15 protein-coding genes are annotated in these 13,781 nt (G+C 68.7%); 8 read left to right on the forward strand and 7 right to left on the reverse strand.

Going from position 1 to position 13,781, the window contains the following annotated elements; all coding sequences use genetic code 11:
* Positions 1–90: 90 nt before the first annotated feature.
* A complete protein-coding gene (locus tag ABZU99_RS06080; protein ID WP_355947635.1) occupies positions 91–546 on the reverse strand; it encodes an ATP-binding protein in 456 nt (151 codons plus the stop codon).
* 389 nt (positions 547–935) lie between these two features.
* Between ABZU99_RS06080 and ABZU99_RS06085 the strand changes: the two genes are divergently transcribed.
* Both ABZU99_RS06085 and ABZU99_RS06090 read left to right on the forward strand, forming a co-directional pair.
* Complete coding sequence (locus ABZU99_RS06085; protein WP_355947637.1) at positions 936–1,172, forward strand: hypothetical protein; 237 nt, start codon at positions 936–938, stop codon at positions 1,170–1,172.
* 256 nt (positions 1,173–1,428) lie between these two features.
* Entirely contained in the window at positions 1,429–1,929 is a 501-nt protein-coding gene (locus tag ABZU99_RS06090) for a hypothetical protein (protein WP_356050027.1), read from the forward strand.
* An 87-nt stretch (positions 1,930–2,016) separates the two neighbouring features.
* On the opposite strand, the gene ABZU99_RS06095 is transcribed toward ABZU99_RS06090, so the two are convergent.
* The 4 genes from ABZU99_RS06095 to ABZU99_RS06110 all read right to left on the reverse strand — a co-directional run bounded on the left by ABZU99_RS06095 (position 2,017) and on the right by ABZU99_RS06110 (position 5,906).
* On the reverse strand, positions 2,017–3,591 hold the full coding sequence (locus ABZU99_RS06095) for a GMC family oxidoreductase N-terminal domain-containing protein (RefSeq protein WP_355954955.1): 1,575 nt from the start codon (positions 3,589–3,591) through the stop codon (positions 2,017–2,019).
* Between the two features lie 180 nt (positions 3,592–3,771).
* Positions 3,772–4,185: a hypothetical protein gene (locus tag ABZU99_RS06100; protein ID WP_356050025.1), complete on the reverse strand. Its 414-nt coding sequence runs from the start codon at positions 4,183–4,185 to the stop codon at positions 3,772–3,774.
* Between the two features lie 142 nt (positions 4,186–4,327).
* Complete coding sequence (locus ABZU99_RS06105; RefSeq protein WP_356050023.1) at positions 4,328–5,125, reverse strand: hypothetical protein; 798 nt, start codon at positions 5,123–5,125, stop codon at positions 4,328–4,330.
* Entirely contained in the window at positions 5,118–5,906 is a 789-nt protein-coding gene (locus ABZU99_RS06110; RefSeq protein ID WP_356050022.1) for a GntR family transcriptional regulator, read from the reverse strand. The genes ABZU99_RS06105 and ABZU99_RS06110 overlap by 8 nt, the downstream gene beginning before the upstream one ends.
* A gap of 107 nt (positions 5,907–6,013) precedes the next feature.
* On the opposite strand from ABZU99_RS06110, the gene ABZU99_RS06115 reads away from it, so the two are divergent.
* From ABZU99_RS06115 to ABZU99_RS06135, 5 genes are all read left to right on the forward strand, one after another.
* Positions 6,014–7,051: an ABC transporter ATP-binding protein gene (locus ABZU99_RS06115; protein ID WP_356050020.1), complete on the forward strand. Its 1,038-nt coding sequence runs from the start codon at positions 6,014–6,016 to the stop codon at positions 7,049–7,051.
* Positions 7,052–7,118: 67 nt separating this feature from the next.
* Positions 7,119–8,306, forward strand: coding sequence for an ABC transporter substrate-binding protein (locus ABZU99_RS06120; protein WP_355954943.1), 1,188 nt, complete (start codon positions 7,119–7,121; stop codon positions 8,304–8,306).
* Positions 8,307–8,313: 7 nt separating this feature from the next.
* Positions 8,314–9,198, forward strand: coding sequence for an ABC transporter permease (locus tag ABZU99_RS06125; RefSeq protein ID WP_355954940.1), 885 nt, complete (start codon positions 8,314–8,316; stop codon positions 9,196–9,198).
* Positions 9,199–9,233: 35 nt separating this feature from the next.
* Positions 9,234–10,049 (forward strand): ABC transporter permease, encoded by an 816-nt coding sequence (locus ABZU99_RS06130; protein ID WP_356050017.1) that lies wholly within the window; start codon positions 9,234–9,236, stop codon positions 10,047–10,049.
* A gap of 148 nt (positions 10,050–10,197) precedes the next feature.
* A complete protein-coding gene (locus tag ABZU99_RS06135; protein WP_356227733.1) occupies positions 10,198–10,608 on the forward strand; it encodes a transposase family protein in 411 nt (136 codons plus the stop codon).
* Positions 10,609–10,684: 76 nt separating this feature from the next.
* Here the strand turns inward: ABZU99_RS06135 and ABZU99_RS06140 are convergent, their stop codons facing one another.
* On the reverse strand, positions 10,685–11,119 hold the full coding sequence (locus ABZU99_RS06140) for a VOC family protein (RefSeq protein WP_356050015.1): 435 nt from the start codon (positions 11,117–11,119) through the stop codon (positions 10,685–10,687).
* Between the two features lie 611 nt (positions 11,120–11,730).
* Positions 11,731–12,297 carry a TetR family transcriptional regulator gene (locus tag ABZU99_RS06145; RefSeq protein ID WP_356050013.1) on the reverse strand — a complete coding sequence of 189 codons (567 nt, stop codon included), beginning with the start codon at positions 12,295–12,297 and terminating at the stop codon, positions 11,731–11,733.
* A gap of 123 nt (positions 12,298–12,420) precedes the next feature.
* Here ABZU99_RS06145 and ABZU99_RS06150 point away from each other — a divergent pair, with 123 nt between their 5' ends.
* Positions 12,421–13,353 (forward strand): SDR family oxidoreductase, encoded by a 933-nt coding sequence (locus tag ABZU99_RS06150; RefSeq protein ID WP_356050011.1) that lies wholly within the window; start codon positions 12,421–12,423, stop codon positions 13,351–13,353.
* Positions 13,354–13,781 lie beyond the last annotated feature (428 nt).

The following is a 13,781-nucleotide window of genomic DNA, read 5'->3' on the forward strand; positions in this document are numbered from 1 at the left end:
CTCGATGACTCACGCCCGCCTGCGGGGGTGCTGAGGGAGAGCGCGGCCACGATGGCGGTATGCCGGCAGGGACGTTCCCGAACCTGGTGGTCACCCCCGGGTGGCGGGCTGCACCTGGAATCCACCGTGCCCGTCGAACCGCACCTCCAGCACCTGGTCGAACCCGTCAGCGAGTGCCGGCCTGCACAGCCGCTTGGCTGTGGCGCGGACCCCGATATCGGGGACTCGCTCCCGCCCGGCCCGCTGGGCGTTGCGCCGCAGCGAGCCCGCCACGTCGGCAGGGAACCAGTAGGCCGTGACCGTCGCCCCGTGAGCGTGGCCGGCGGCCAGCAGCGGTCCCCACTCGGCAGGAGACGGGTTGGTGTTGTCCACCGCCACGGACCGACCCGCCCGCAGCGCCTGGTCCACCTGCCGCATCTGCCGCTGCTGCTTGTTCCGGGAGCTACGGGGAAACAGGCCCTTGCTCACCAGCACGTACCGTTCTGCCAGGCACTGCCGGTAGAACGTCGACTTCCCGGCCGCCTGCAGCCCGACGAGCACTGCCACGTCCAACCCAGGACCAGTGCACACCATCGGCTCCGTACCACCTTCCCCACACGGCCATCATGCCCCCGGACAGGCCCAGCGGCAGGCTGATGAAATCGCCGCCCAGGCCGCCACACCGACGACGTCGCCCGCGAGCGGACCGCGGCCACCGCCTCCGCCGTCGGCTGCAAGGAGTGGAGCGTGCCCCTGCGCCTCGGCCGGAGTCTGAGCCGGACTCGTGCAGCTGATGTTCCCGGAGCCGAATTACACGCATTTTCCAGCCTCAATCACTGCCTTGTCCGGATGATCCTCCTTCGCCGGAGTGAGAGCGCGGCAGCACCCCCTCTGCCAGGCCAGTCGTCTGATGCCCCCTAGACTGCCCTCGTCCTCAAAGTTGATCGGAGCACGACATGAAACGCCTCGCCCTCGCCCTCCTTGCCGTCGCAGCCCTTGCACTCGCCGGGTGCGCGCAAGACTTCGACAAGGGTCCTAAAGGGCGAGTAACCGACAAGGTCAAGGACGGAAAGAAGTTCTACTTGGTCGTCGATCCGGCCAAGGGAGGCAAGGGAAAGAAGTTCCGAGTCAGCAAGTATGACTACCATGACTGCAACCGGGGCTCGAAGTACCCCAAGTGCATCGACGATTAGCCCGCTCGCCTTCGTTGCCACCCTGACGGTCTGTGAGAAATCCTGAAGTGATCACTGAGCGCTGGATGCCCTGATCTGGGTCCACGTCCCGGACCGACACTCTGCTGGTCTTCGGCGCCAGGGGCGCCTCCACGGCGACCGTGCTGGAATCGGTGATCGCCCAGGCCGAGAAGGCGCAGCACCGTACCGCGTCGGTCGTCGACGCGGTACCGGCGCAGGCGGGTGACGCCTAGGACTGAGCAGCTTCTATCTCGTCGTGGGATGGACCGTCGGCGGATATCTGTTCGCCGCGCTCCTGGGCGTGTCCAAGGGCGCCCGGCCGGCCACCGTACGCCGCGCCGCGCAGCGTCTGCTGGCGGCCGTGCCGTACGCCGTCCTGTCCGGCCTGGGTGGCGCGGCGATCGTGGGCCCCCTGCTCGGCGCCCTGACCGGTCACTTCCTCGCCCTGTGGGGGATCGGCGCGCTGGCCGTCTTCGGCGCCGCGGCCGTGACGATAGCCCTCCAGGTCCTCTTCGGCGTGCTGGGGATCGGGGTGACGGTGCTGCTCTTCGTGGTACTCGGCAACCCCAGTGCCGGCGGCGCCTACGGGCCCGAACTGCTGCCGCCGTTCTGGCGGGCGACCAGCCCCCCGCCCTCCCCAATGGCGCGGCGACCCACGCCGTACGCCACATCATGTACTTCGCCGGCCACGGCACCGCCGCGAACCTGGCGGTGCCGGCCGCCTACGCGCTCGGCGGGGTCCTGGTCACCCTCCTGACGGCCACCCTGGTGCACCGGCGGTTGTCGCCCGAGATGGACCCGGCCGGCGCTCTCGCCTGACCGGACACTCGCGCGGTCCGACCACTCAGGAAGGAGAGGTGCCGGCGGTGCCGCGGATCAGGTCGGCGGCCTTCTCCGCGATCATGATCGTGGGTGCGTTGGTATTGCCCCGGACGAGGGTCGGCATGACCGAGGCGTCTGCCACGCGCAGCCCGGTCACCCCGTGCACCCGCAGTGTGTAGTCGACGACCGGGCCCATGGCGCAGGTGCCCGCGGGGTGGTAGAGGGTGTGGAGCTCACGTCGGGCGAAGTCGAGGAGGTCGCGGTCGGTGTCCGAGCGCGGCATGCGGTAGTCGGACCGCCGGTGTGCTCGCAGGGCGGGGCGGGCCGAGATGTCGAGGAGCACCCGCATGGCTCGTACCGCTGCCGCACAGTCCTCTTCCGTGGCGAGGTAGCGATGCAGGATGCGCGGCTTGGCGCTGGGCATTGTCGAGCGGAGGGAGACCTTGCCGCGGCTGGTGGCGCCCAGGAGCACCGCGCCGTGGTGGAAGGCGTGTGCGGTCTGGGCGCCGAGGCCCTCTTCGTGGAACATGGCGGGAAGTGCGTGGAGTTGCACATCCGGCGCGGCCAGCCCGTCGAGCGTGCGCACAAAGCCGCCCGCCTCGCCCACGTTGGAGGTGAGCGGTCCGCGGCCCTCGGACTCCAGGAGCGCGAGGTTCTGCGGGGACTCCGCGGTCAGCAGAGACTCGGTATCGGTGAAATGGATGAGGGGCAGGTGCCCGTGGTCCTGCAGGTTCTCGCCGACGGGGAGGTCGACACGGGGGGTGATGCCGAGGGCTTCGAGGTCCGAGGCGACGCCGATCCCGGAGAGCATGAGCAGCTGAGGGGAGTTGTAGGCGCCCGCGGCGAGGATGACCTCCCGCTCGGCGCGTAATTCCTCCAGTGCTCCGTTCCGTTCGACCTCCACGCCGAGGGCACGATCACCGGAGAACAGCAGCCGGGTGCACTGCGCCCCGGAGAGCACCGTCAGGTTCGGCCGCTCCATGGCGGGCCGCAGATACGCGTCCGATGTGCTGCACCGCAGTCCATTCCGCTGGGTGAGTTCGTAGGAGCCGACGCCGTCCTGCTCAGGGCCGTTGAAGTCCGGGTTGAGCGGATGGCCCGCCTGCTGCGCCGCCTCCAGGTATGCCGCCATGAGCGGGCTGCGGGAGCGCCCCTGGCTGACGGTGAGCGGGCCTCCCGCGGCGTGCCAGTCGGACGGGCCGCCATGGTGGTCCTCCGCGCGCAGGAAGTACGGGAAGACCTCGTCCCAGCTCCACCCTTTGGCGCCGGCGTCGGACCAGGCGTCGTAGTCCCGGTGGTTGCCGCGGATGTAGACCATCGCGTTCATGGACGACGAGCCGCCGAGCATCCGGCCGCGCGGGAGGTAACAGCGGCGTCCGCCGAGGCCGGGTTCGGGCTCCGTCGTGTAGTCCCAGTCGTACTTGGTCCTGAACAGTTTTCCGAACGCCGCAGGAATGTGGATCTCCGGGGCATCGTCGGACGGGCCGGCCTCCACCAGCAGTACGCGGACGCCAGGGTCCTCACTCAGCCTGGCGGCCAGCACACAGCCGGCGGAACCTGCTCCGACCACAAGGTAGTCGTGGCTCTCGACAAGCACGGGCTCTCCCCTCTCCGATGAACGGAACGCCGTGCCGGGTGCCGTCCGACGGGCAGCCGGCCCGCGGTGCACAGCGGGAAAGCGGCGTCACCCGGCCGCGGGCCTCAGCACCCTCAGGACGCAAGGAGAGCATGCCACCGCGTCCTGAGCGCACGAGGACGTATCCGAAGGGATGGCCGACTATGATCGGTCCGGTGTCCGAGCCGTCAGCGGCCTGGTGGTCCTTGGCGGACCGTCAGTGGTGCTGCTGGGAGGGGGTTGGGTGGGGACGCCGGTCGGTTGTTCCGTGGTGGCCGGGACGGCCGCGCGCTGCTCGGGGCCCCAGGTCTCCCGAGTGGACAGCACCCCGAGGAGGCCCACCACCGCGACGCACCCGTAGAACCGCGCAGGCCCCGTCCATCCGAAGGACTCCGCCAGCAGCACGGCGAGGAACGGGGCGAAGCCGGCCAACGACGCAGCCCTCTGGTATCCCATCGAGGCTCCGGACGTCCGCGTGCTGGTGGTGAACAGTGCGGCGGACCAGGCCGCTTGAGTGGCCGTCAACGCGGCGTGGGTCACGCCGATGGCGATCAGGAAGATCAATACGATCGGCACGGGCGCCCCCGTGTTGGCCATCAGAGGCGGCAGTGCCCGGTCAGCCCAGCAGGGCCTGGGCGCGGCAACGTGCCGGCGCAGTACAGCGGGTGACGCTCGTCCGGGCCGGGTCGGCAGTGCCGGTAGGGGGAGGCTCGGAGACCTACGCACGCCCTACCGGCGGAGTCGTGACCAGGATGAGGGGGATGTCACCGCAGGGTCGCAGCCGCAGCCCGCCGTGTTCGACGCCGTCCGCCGGTCCGGCCAGTACGGCCCCGAAGTCCGGGCCCTTGATGAGAGAACCGGCCAAATAATCGGCACAGGCCGAGGCAGCGACACGGCCGCGCGCGTTGACGAGGAAGGCAGGGCCGGGCAGCTTCTGCATGACCGGCATCACCGCCGCCTCGAAATGCGAGAGGTACACGTCCGCCGCGGCCACTCCCGTGAAGCGGCCCCCGACCGCCACCGGCACGGACAGGGTGAGGCTGTACTCGTCGGAGCAGAGATAGTCCACGTACGGCCCCGCGACCGCGCGCCGCCCGGTGTCGCGGGCCAGTGTGAACCAGTCCCAGTGGGTGTAGTCGGAGTACGCCGAGCGCTCCGGGTCCAGGTCCAGCAGCAGCGGGCGCACGGCACCGCCCGCGCCGATCTGCCACCATTCGAGCCAGGCCGATACGTCGGCGAGCAGCCCCGGAGCGGCCACGAAACCGGCGCCGGAGACCAGATCGAGTCGCGTGAGCCGGGTGTGCAGGCCGGGGCGGAGCGCGGCGAGGTCGCCGGTGAGGGGCCGCCGGCCGCTCTCGGTGGCCGAGGCGAGGAGTGCCGCCGCGTCCGTACGGGTCTCGGAGACGGCGTCGAAGACGCCCTCCAGGGTGTCGCGGACGCAGGCTGCCACGTCGGCGGCCGTCACCTCGTCAAGGATGTCGGGTCCGCCGCCTGTGGGACGGGGACTGCTACCCATAGGGGTTCTCCTGGGGATGGGGACCACCAGCGGAGCTGGAGGTGCCGAGGCGGAGTTCGACCAAGCGCGCCATGCACAACTGGACGCACCCCTCGGTCAGGGCTCTCGCCTGCTCGTCCGCACCATCTTGCAGTGCGGAGATCACGGTGCGGTGACGATCGCACACGTCCTTGAGATACCCCTCCTCGCCGAGCACGAGAGACAGCAGCGCCCCCACCTCTGTCTGGATGCCGATCTCCTCCCGGGTCAGCCGCGCGGACTGGGCCGCGGCGGCCAGTTCCACGTGAAAGCGCCCGTGCACCCGGCTGCGTGCCGCGCCGTCAGCCGCCTCCGTCAACTGCTCAACAGACCTGCGCAGTGGGAGCAGATCCCCGGGCTCGGTGCGCTGGGCCGCGAGCCGGGCGGCGGCCCCCGAGATGGCGGCCCAGTGGTCGCCGAGGTCACGGAGTTCCTCGGTGCTCCAGCCGACGAGGAGGCTCCGCAGCCGCTCCTCGGCGGGACCTTCGGGAACGGTGACGAAACTCCCTCCGCCCCGCCCCCTGCGGGTGGTGACCAACCCCTGCTGGCGCAGCGCCATCAGTGCTTCACGCAGGGTGACGGTCGAGACCCCGAGCTGTGTCGCGAGGTCGGACTCGCCGGGCAGTTGCTCCCCGTCCGCCAGCAGCCCGAGCTCGATGGCGTCGCCGAGCCGCCGCACGACCGCGTCCACCCGGGCCTGATTGTCGACGGGTGTGAAGACGGTCCGCCGGGCGCCGCCCAGTTCTCGCGTCACGGCAACCATCCCCATGTTCGTTGACTCAGGCTTTACCTTAGCGGGGTATTGAAACTAGAACTATGACTTCATATGTTTAAGGTCAACGTCCGGCAGCGCCAGAAAGGTTCCCGCCCATGGAAGGGAAAGCCGTCCGACTGCAGAGCCTGTGCAAGTCCTTCGGGCAGACGAAGGCGGTAGCCGGGGTCGATCTGGACATCGCGGACGGCGAGTTCTTCTCGATGCTGGGGCCGTCCGGATCAGGCAAGACCACCGTGCTTCGGATGATCGCCGGCTTTGAGCCGCCCACCAGCGGCACCATCGAACTCGCCGGGAGGGACGTGACCCGCCTCGCCCCCTTCGAGCGGGATGTGCACACCGTCTTCCAGGACTACGCGCTCTTCCCGCATATGACGCTCGAACAGAACGTCGCCTACGGTTTGAAGATCCGCAAGGTTCCCAAGGCCAAGCGCCTGGGGCGGGCCCGCGAGGCCCTGGCGAACGTGCGGCTCGAAGGCTTCGGCGACCGCCGGCCGTCCCAGCTCTCCGGAGGCCAGCGGCAGCGCGTGGCGCTGGCCCGGGCCCTGGTCAACAAGCCCAGGGTGCTGCTGCTCGACGAGCCGCTGGGCGCCCTCGACCTCAAGCTGCGCGAGCAGATGCAGATCGAGCTCAAGGAGCTGCAGCGCGAGGTCGGCATCACCTTCGTCTTCGTCACCCACGACCAGGACGAGGCGCTGACCATGAGCGACCGCATCGCGGTCTTCAACCAGGGCCGCATCGAGCAGGTCGGCACCCCCGCCGAGATCTACGAACGTCCCGCCACGCCCTTCGTCGCCGGCTTCGTCGGCACCTCCAACCTGCTCACCGGCCAGGCCGCGGAGCGGGTGGTGGGCACGGCCGGCACCTTCAGCATCCGTCCGGAGAAGATCCGCGTGCTGAAGGAGGACCGGGACAGCGGCGAGCCGGGGTGCTCCAGCGCCGTCGGCACCGTCGCTGAGGTCGTCTACCTCGGGGACGCGACTCGTTTCCTCGTGGACCTCGACGCCGGGGGGCGGCTCACCGCCCTCCAGCAGAACCTGGAGACCTCGTCCGAGGACGTCGCGGCCTATCGCGGCTCGCGGGTCAGGCTCCAGTGGCAACCACGCCACAACGTCCGTGTTCCCGAATCGCAGTGATCGCACCACCCCGCACGTCCTGTCGCCGCCACCTTTCCCCCCATCCCCTGTGGAGCTCTCCGTGCGCATGTCCCGTTCGCTGAAGGCCGCCACCGCGGTCGGCGCCCTCCTCCTCGCCACCGCCTGCGGCTCGTCCGGCACGTCCTCGTCAGCCGACGGCTTCAACCCGCCCGACCTCAAGGCGCAGAAGAAGCTCGGCAAGACCGAGGGCAAGGTGAACCTCATAGCCTGGGCCGGCTATGTCGAGGACGGCTCCAACGACCCGAAGGTCGACTGGGCCAGCGACTTCGAGAAGCAGACCGGCTGCCAGGTCAGCGCCAAGACCGCGGCCACCTCCGATGAGATGGTCAGCCTGATGAAGTCCGGCCAGTACGACGCGGTCTCGGCCTCCGGCGACGCCTCGTTGCGCCTGATCGCCTCCGGCGACGCCGCGCCCGTCAACACCAAGCTCGTCCCCAACTACAAGGACGTCTTCGCCGGTCTCAAGAACCAGGACTGGAACTCCGTCCACGGTGTCCCGTACGGCATCCCGCACGGCCGCGGCGCCAACCTCCTCATGTACAACACGAAGAAGGTCTCCCCGGCCCCCGACTCCTGGTCCGCCGTCTTCGACAAGGCATCGGCCCACAAGGGCAAGGTCACCGCGTACGACTCACCGATCTACATCGCGGACGCCGCCCTCTACCTGATGAAGAGCAAGCCGTCGCTGGGCATCAAGAACCCCTACGCCCTGGACCAGAAGCAGTTCGACGCCGCCGTCCATCTGCTCAAGGAGCAGAACGCCAACATCGGCGAATACTGGGGCGACTACCTCAAGGAGATCTCCGCCTTCAAGAGCGGTAACTCGGTCGTCGGCACCGCCTGGCAGGTGATCGTCAACGCCGCACAGGCGGAGAAGGCCCCGGTCAAGGCGGTGCTGCCGAAGGAGGGCGCGACCGGCTGGTCCGACACCTGGATGATCTCCGCCAAGGCCAAGCACCCCAACTGCGCCTACAAGTGGATGGACTGGATCATCTCTCCCAAGGTGAACGCCCAAGTCGCCGAGTACTTCGGCGAGGCCCCGTCCAACGCCAAGTCCTGTGCCCTGACCTCGGTGAAGGACCACTGCGCCACGTACCACGCGGCCGACGAGCCGTACTGGAAGAAGGTCCACTTCTGGACCACGCCCGTCCCGCAGTGCCTGGACGGCCGCAAGGACACCAAGTGCGTGCCCTACAGCAAGTGGGTCCAGGCATGGACCGAGATCAAGGGCTGAGCATCACATGACGAAGACCGTGCCGACCGCCGGATTCGTCCGGCGGTTCGCCGGGACCCTGCACCGCCGTCCCCGGCTGCAACTGTCCCTGCTGCTCTCCGCGCCGCTGGCCTGGCTCGTCCTCGCCTACCTCGGCTCGCTCGCCGCGCTGTTCATGTCCGCGTTCTGGACCACGGACAGCTTCACCTCAAGCGTGGTGAAAGTCTGGAACACGGACAACTTCACCGCCCTGTTCACCACTGACGTCTACCGCCAGGTCGCCCTGCGCAGCATCGGCGTCGCCCTCGTGGTCACCGTCCTGTGCGCCGTGATCGCCTTCCCGGTCGCCTTCTACACGGCCCGGATCGCGCGGCCCAGGTGGCGGCCCCTGCTGGTGGTCGCCATCCTCACCCCGCTGTGGGCCAGCTATCTGGTCAAGGCGTACGCCTGGCGGCTCATGCTCGCCGAGGGCGGTCTGCTGGACTGGCTGCTCGCGCCCCTCGGCCTCCACGGACCCGGCTACGGACTGACGGCCACCGTTCTGGTGCTGACCTACCTGTGGCTGCCGTACATGATCCTGCCGATCCACGCCGGGCTCGAACAGCTCCCGGCCAGCCTGCTGGACGCCTCCGCCGACCTCGGCGCCCGCACCGGCCGGACCTTCTGCCTGGTGGTGCTGCCGATGATTCTGCCGTCCATCGCGGCCGGCTCGATCTTCACCTTCTCGCTCAGCCTCGGCGACTACATCGCCGTGCAGATCGTCGGCGGCAAGACCCAGCTGATCGGGAACCTCATCTACTCCAACATCACCCTCGACCTGCCGCTCGCCGCGGCGCTCGGCACCGTACCCGTGGTGATCATCGTGTTCTATCTGCTCGCGGTGCGCCGCACCGGAGCCCTCAGCAGCCTCTGACAGCCTCTGACGGTACGCAAACCGAAGGCCCCTCGATGAATCTCTCCCGCCCCGCGCGTATCACCGTGCGCATCGCCGCCGTGCTCGGCTTCGCGGTCATCTACCTCCCGCTGCTGCTGGTCCTGGTCAACTCCCTGAACCCGGACCGCAGCTCGGGCTGGCCGCCGCCCGGACTCACCTTTCACTGGTGGGGCGACGCATGGCGAAGCACCGGTGCCCGCGCCGCACTGTGGACCTCGGTCAAGGCCGGGCTCGGCGCTACCGCGATCGCCTTGGTCCTCGGCACGCTCATCGCCTTCGCCGTCCAGCGCTTCAGGTTCTTCGGCCGGGAGACCATCTCCTTCGTGATCGTCCTGCCGATCGCGCTGCCCGGCATCGTCACCGGCGTCGCGCTCAACACCGCCTTCCGTACGGTCCTCGAACCGCTCGGCGTCGGCCTCGGCATGTTCACGGTCGTCGTCGGTCACGCCACCTTCTGCGTCGTGGTCGTCTTCAACAATGTGGTCGCCCGGCTGCGCCGAATGGCCGGCTCGTACGAGGAAGCCGCCATGGACCTGGGCGCACACACCTTCCGCGTCTTCGTCGACATCACCTTCCCCCTGGTGCGCTCCGCGCTCGTGGCAGGCGGGCTGCTCGCCTTCGCCCTGTCCTTCGACGAGATCGTGGTGACGACCTTCACGGCCGGGCCCGGCGTCCAGACCCTCCCCATCTGGATCTTCTCCAACATGGCCCGGCCCCGGCAGGCACCCGTGGTCAACGTTGTCGCCGCGGTCCTCGTCCTGCTGTCGGTCATACCGATCTACCTCGCCCAGCGGCTGTCGTCCGACACCGCCTCGGGCAGCAGGATCTGAGGAACCCCCATGGCCCGGGGCTCCCGCGACGCTCCGGACCCGTGGGGTCCCGAGCTGATGCCGCATCCCTACGAGCAGGTTCCGGAGGAGGAACGTCCCGTCAGGGGACCCTCGAGACTACCGGTACTCGACCAACCACCAGGTCGTCATCGACGCCGACACCCGACTCGTCGCCGCCGTCGGTCGGCCGGTCGCCGGCAACCGCAACGACTGCAAGGTGTGGGAACTGTCCGGTGCCAAGGCCGCCGTCGGCCGGACCACGGTCATCGCGGACGGCGGCTATCGCGGACGGCGGCTGTCGGGGCACCGGCCCGGTCATCCCGCACCGCCGCGAACGCGCCAGACCGCACTGCCTGCTTGGAAGGAGGAGCACAACACCTCCCACCGCAAGGTCCGGGCCCGCCTCGAGCACGTCGGCGCGCGGATGAAGACCTGGAAGGTCCTTCGCGACTGCCGTCTGAAGGGCGACGGCATTCACACCGCGATGCTCGGCGTCGCCCGAATTCACACCGCGATGCTCGGCATCGCCCGACTTCACAACCTCGCTCTCACGGGATAGCTCCCGCCCCATACGGGACCACCTTTAAGAGAGGCCCAAGGGACACGGCTTCCCACCCCGCCCTCTCGGAGGATGCTCAGTCGAGACAGAACTCGTTGCCCTCGATGTCCTGCATCACGATGCACGACTCATTGTGGTCATCGGCAACCAGAAGTCGCACGCGTATCGCGCCGAGCGCGACCAGTCGTGCGCACTCGGCTTCGAGCGTGGCCAGGCGCTCTTCACCCACGAGCCCGGTGCCGACCCGCACGTCAAGATGCAGCCGATTCTTGACGACCTTGCCTTCGGGGACGCGCTGGAAGTACAGGCGCGGGCCGACGCCTGAGGGATCACTGCAGGCGAACGCTGAACCCTGCCGCTCAGGCGGCAGCGAGCGATCGAATTCGTCCCACGTAGCAAACCCCTCCGGTGGCGGCGGTACGACGTACCCCAACACCTCGCACCAAAAGCGAGCAACGCGCTCAGGTTCTGCGCAGTCAAAGGTGACTTGGAACTGCTTGATCGATGACATCGGCGCACCATAGCAGGGGGGGACTCTGTTGCTCATCTCCCGGTAGGGATCCGCATGTTGACGGCAGGCTGGTCCTCGCGAGCCGCTGCTGCGTGGTGCGGTCGCAGGGGTTGACCCGATGTCGATGCCTCCAAGGGGTTGCCCGCCGTTCCGGACCAGGCCGTCGGCCACGGCCCTCGCCGCGTTTCCCGACGGCGGGCTGCCGATCGGGGACCGCACCTACGGAGAAGACTCCTCCCGAGTCAGGACCGGACCGCTCAGGCTCTGCTCGCCCGGCCCGCCTGCGAGGCGGTGACACCTATATCAACTCGCCGCCGCCACCATCGGGTTCGGGAACGGCATCACGGCCGCCTACCTGCATATGCGAGGCCACCCAGGTGCCGACCGCCCACGAGTGCGTTGCAGGAGACTCTTGGGTGGGCTGAGGAACATCTTGCCGACGACCTCGCGGTGGCCGATCTCGCCCAACACGCACACCTCAGCACAACGGCAGGCCGACGTGGCGAGGTGAAGGGCGGGGACGGCTTGGACGATGCGGGTGGTGCTGCAGCCGCGCGATCTGCCCCGGTGCCGCCCACGGAAGAGGGCGGTGCCGGGGCCTGAGCTGGTGATTAATTGCCCGCGGTCACGGCTTTCAGCTCGTCGAGTGACTCTTTGATGAGTTGTGACATGTCTCGCTGCTTGGTTCCGCTGATCCAGCGTTCGAACGCGATCTTGAAGACAGCGATCCCTGCCTCGGCAGCCAGACTCGCGGCTGGATCTGCGACGCCGCGCCGACGCAACGTGTCGGCGAGTGCCGCGGACAGGGATGCGAGCTTGATCAGCTCGCGTTCTTGCAGCTCTGCGTTCGCGGCGATGACCCTCTGGCGCTGTCGGGAGTGTTCGTGGCGATCCTGGAAGACGGCCGCGGCGGCGTCGAGAGCCGCGGCTACCGCGTCGATCGGCGCCGCGGACTCAGGCGCGCCGGCGAGGGTGCTCACGAGGAGTTCCTGCAAGGAGGCCGCGCCCGCGAACAGGACCTCGCGCTTGTCGGCGAAGTGCCTGAAGAACGTTCGCTCCGTGAGTCCCGCCCGCCTGGCGATCTGGCTCACGGTTGTCTGTTCGAACCCGCGCTCGCTGTAGAGCTCCAGTGCGGCCTGCTCCAGCCGGCCGCGCGCGTTCGGCTCCCATCGACTCATGCCTCCGATCCTATGTGATGACAGCTACTGACATCACGTGTAGATTGACGACAGTCGCTGACATCGACTGCCCTGCCCACGCTTGCCGTGAGGCGGACGGTCGACTTACCCGGGAGGTTTCCCATGCGCGTGTTCATGACCGGTGCGTCCGGCTGGATCGGTTCCGCCGTCGTGCCCGAGCTCGTCGGCGCGGGCCATCAGGTCGTCGGACTCGCTCGCTCGGACGCCTCGGCCGCTGCGCTTGTCGCGGCCGGGGCCGAGGTGCTGTGCGGCGCTCTGGATGATCTCGACAACCTGCGGAGAGCAGCTGCCGCTTCGGATGGCGTGATCCACCTCGCGTTCAAGCACGACCTTGCTTTCTCGGGGGACTTCCAGGGTGCCGCCGATGCGGATCGCCGCGCCATCGAGACATTCGGCGAGGTGCTTGCGGGTTCTGATCGGCCGTTCGTCATCGCCTCTGGGACGCTCGGGCTCGCACCGGGGCGCGTCGGGACCGAACGGGACGGGCAAGGTTCCGACTCGGTGGCGCCGCTGATCGGCGGTGCGCAGACTCGGTTGGCCAATGCGCAGATGACGCTCTCCCTCGCCTCCCGCGGCGTCCGCTCGTCCGTTGTGCGATTCCCCCCGACGGTGCACGGCGAAGGAGATCACGGGTTCATGGCGGCCCTGGTCGGTATCGCCCGTAACAAGGGCGTCTCTGGCTACATCGGCGACGGGTCCAACCGCTGGCCCGCCGTGCACCGGCTGGATGCCGCGAACCTCATCTGCCTGGCATTGGAAAAGACCCCGGCGGGATCGACGCTGCATGCGGTCGCCGACGAGGGCGTGCCGATCCGCGCCATCGCCGAAGTGATCGGACGCCATCTCGACCTCCCCGTGCTCGCCGTCTCTCCCGAGGACGCAGGCGAGCACTTCGGCTGGCTGGGCGGTTTCCTGGCAGCCGACAGCCCGGCCTCGAGCAAGCTGACTCGCGAATTGCTCGGGTGGCAGCCGACCCACCGTGGGCTCCTCGATGACCTCGACAAGGGTCACTACTTCCAGGCCCCAACCGCATGACGCTTTTGACCAGAATGTAACGCGGGCGAATGCCCCGCGCCGGAGTGCGGTTCCCACGCGCTTGATCCGCGCTGGTGAACGTCACCCCCAACCCGCTCGGACGGGTCGTATCCAAGTAAGCCAAAGAGGCACCACCTCCGTAGCGGAACAACAGTCAACTCCCGGGGACCCGGGTGGTACCGAGTCCGCGTCCATGCCCGGGGGCGGTCGGCAAGCCCCGACGGGACCAACCCCGAGCCGAGCACGGATCCCGCGACACCTGAAGAGAGGTTGACGACGGAGCATTTGTCCGGCCGTCGTACTGGGGCTTGAGGGCGAGACTGGCCGAGGGCACGTGGTCAGTGGGCACCTGGACGCCGCGACGGAAGACCTGTGGCCGCAGCTGCACCGCATGCGCGGCGGTAGATGAGCCGGACAGGTCGTCATAC

Origin of the sequence: Streptomyces sp. NPDC005266, from assembly GCF_040607655.1 — a bacterium.
GTDB lineage: Bacteria > Actinomycetota > Actinomycetes > Streptomycetales > Streptomycetaceae > Streptomyces.

Coding starts and splice junctions, on each gene's coding strand:
- ABZU99_RS06085 (WP_355947637.1), top strand. CDS start 936: ATGAAACGCCTCGCCCTCGCCCTCCTTGCCGTCGCAGCCCTTGCACTC.
- ABZU99_RS06105 (WP_356050023.1), bottom strand. CDS start 5,125: ATGGGTAGCAGTCCCCGTCCCACAGGCGGCGGACCCGACATCCTTGAC.
- ABZU99_RS06110 (WP_356050022.1), bottom strand. CDS start 5,906: ATGGTTGCCGTGACGCGAGAACTGGGCGGCGCCCGGCGGACCGTCTTC.
- ABZU99_RS06115 (WP_356050020.1), top strand. CDS start 6,014: ATGGAAGGGAAAGCCGTCCGACTGCAGAGCCTGTGCAAGTCCTTCGGG.
- ABZU99_RS06120 (WP_355954943.1), top strand. CDS start 7,119: ATGTCCCGTTCGCTGAAGGCCGCCACCGCGGTCGGCGCCCTCCTCCTC.
- ABZU99_RS06125 (WP_355954940.1), top strand. CDS start 8,314: ATGACGAAGACCGTGCCGACCGCCGGATTCGTCCGGCGGTTCGCCGGG.
- ABZU99_RS06130 (WP_356050017.1), top strand. CDS start 9,234: ATGAATCTCTCCCGCCCCGCGCGTATCACCGTGCGCATCGCCGCCGTG.
- ABZU99_RS06140 (WP_356050015.1), bottom strand. CDS start 11,119: ATGTCATCGATCAAGCAGTTCCAAGTCACCTTTGACTGCGCAGAACCT.
- ABZU99_RS06145 (WP_356050013.1), bottom strand. CDS start 12,297: ATGAGTCGATGGGAGCCGAACGCGCGCGGCCGGCTGGAGCAGGCCGCA.
- ABZU99_RS06150 (WP_356050011.1), top strand. CDS start 12,421: ATGCGCGTGTTCATGACCGGTGCGTCCGGCTGGATCGGTTCCGCCGTC.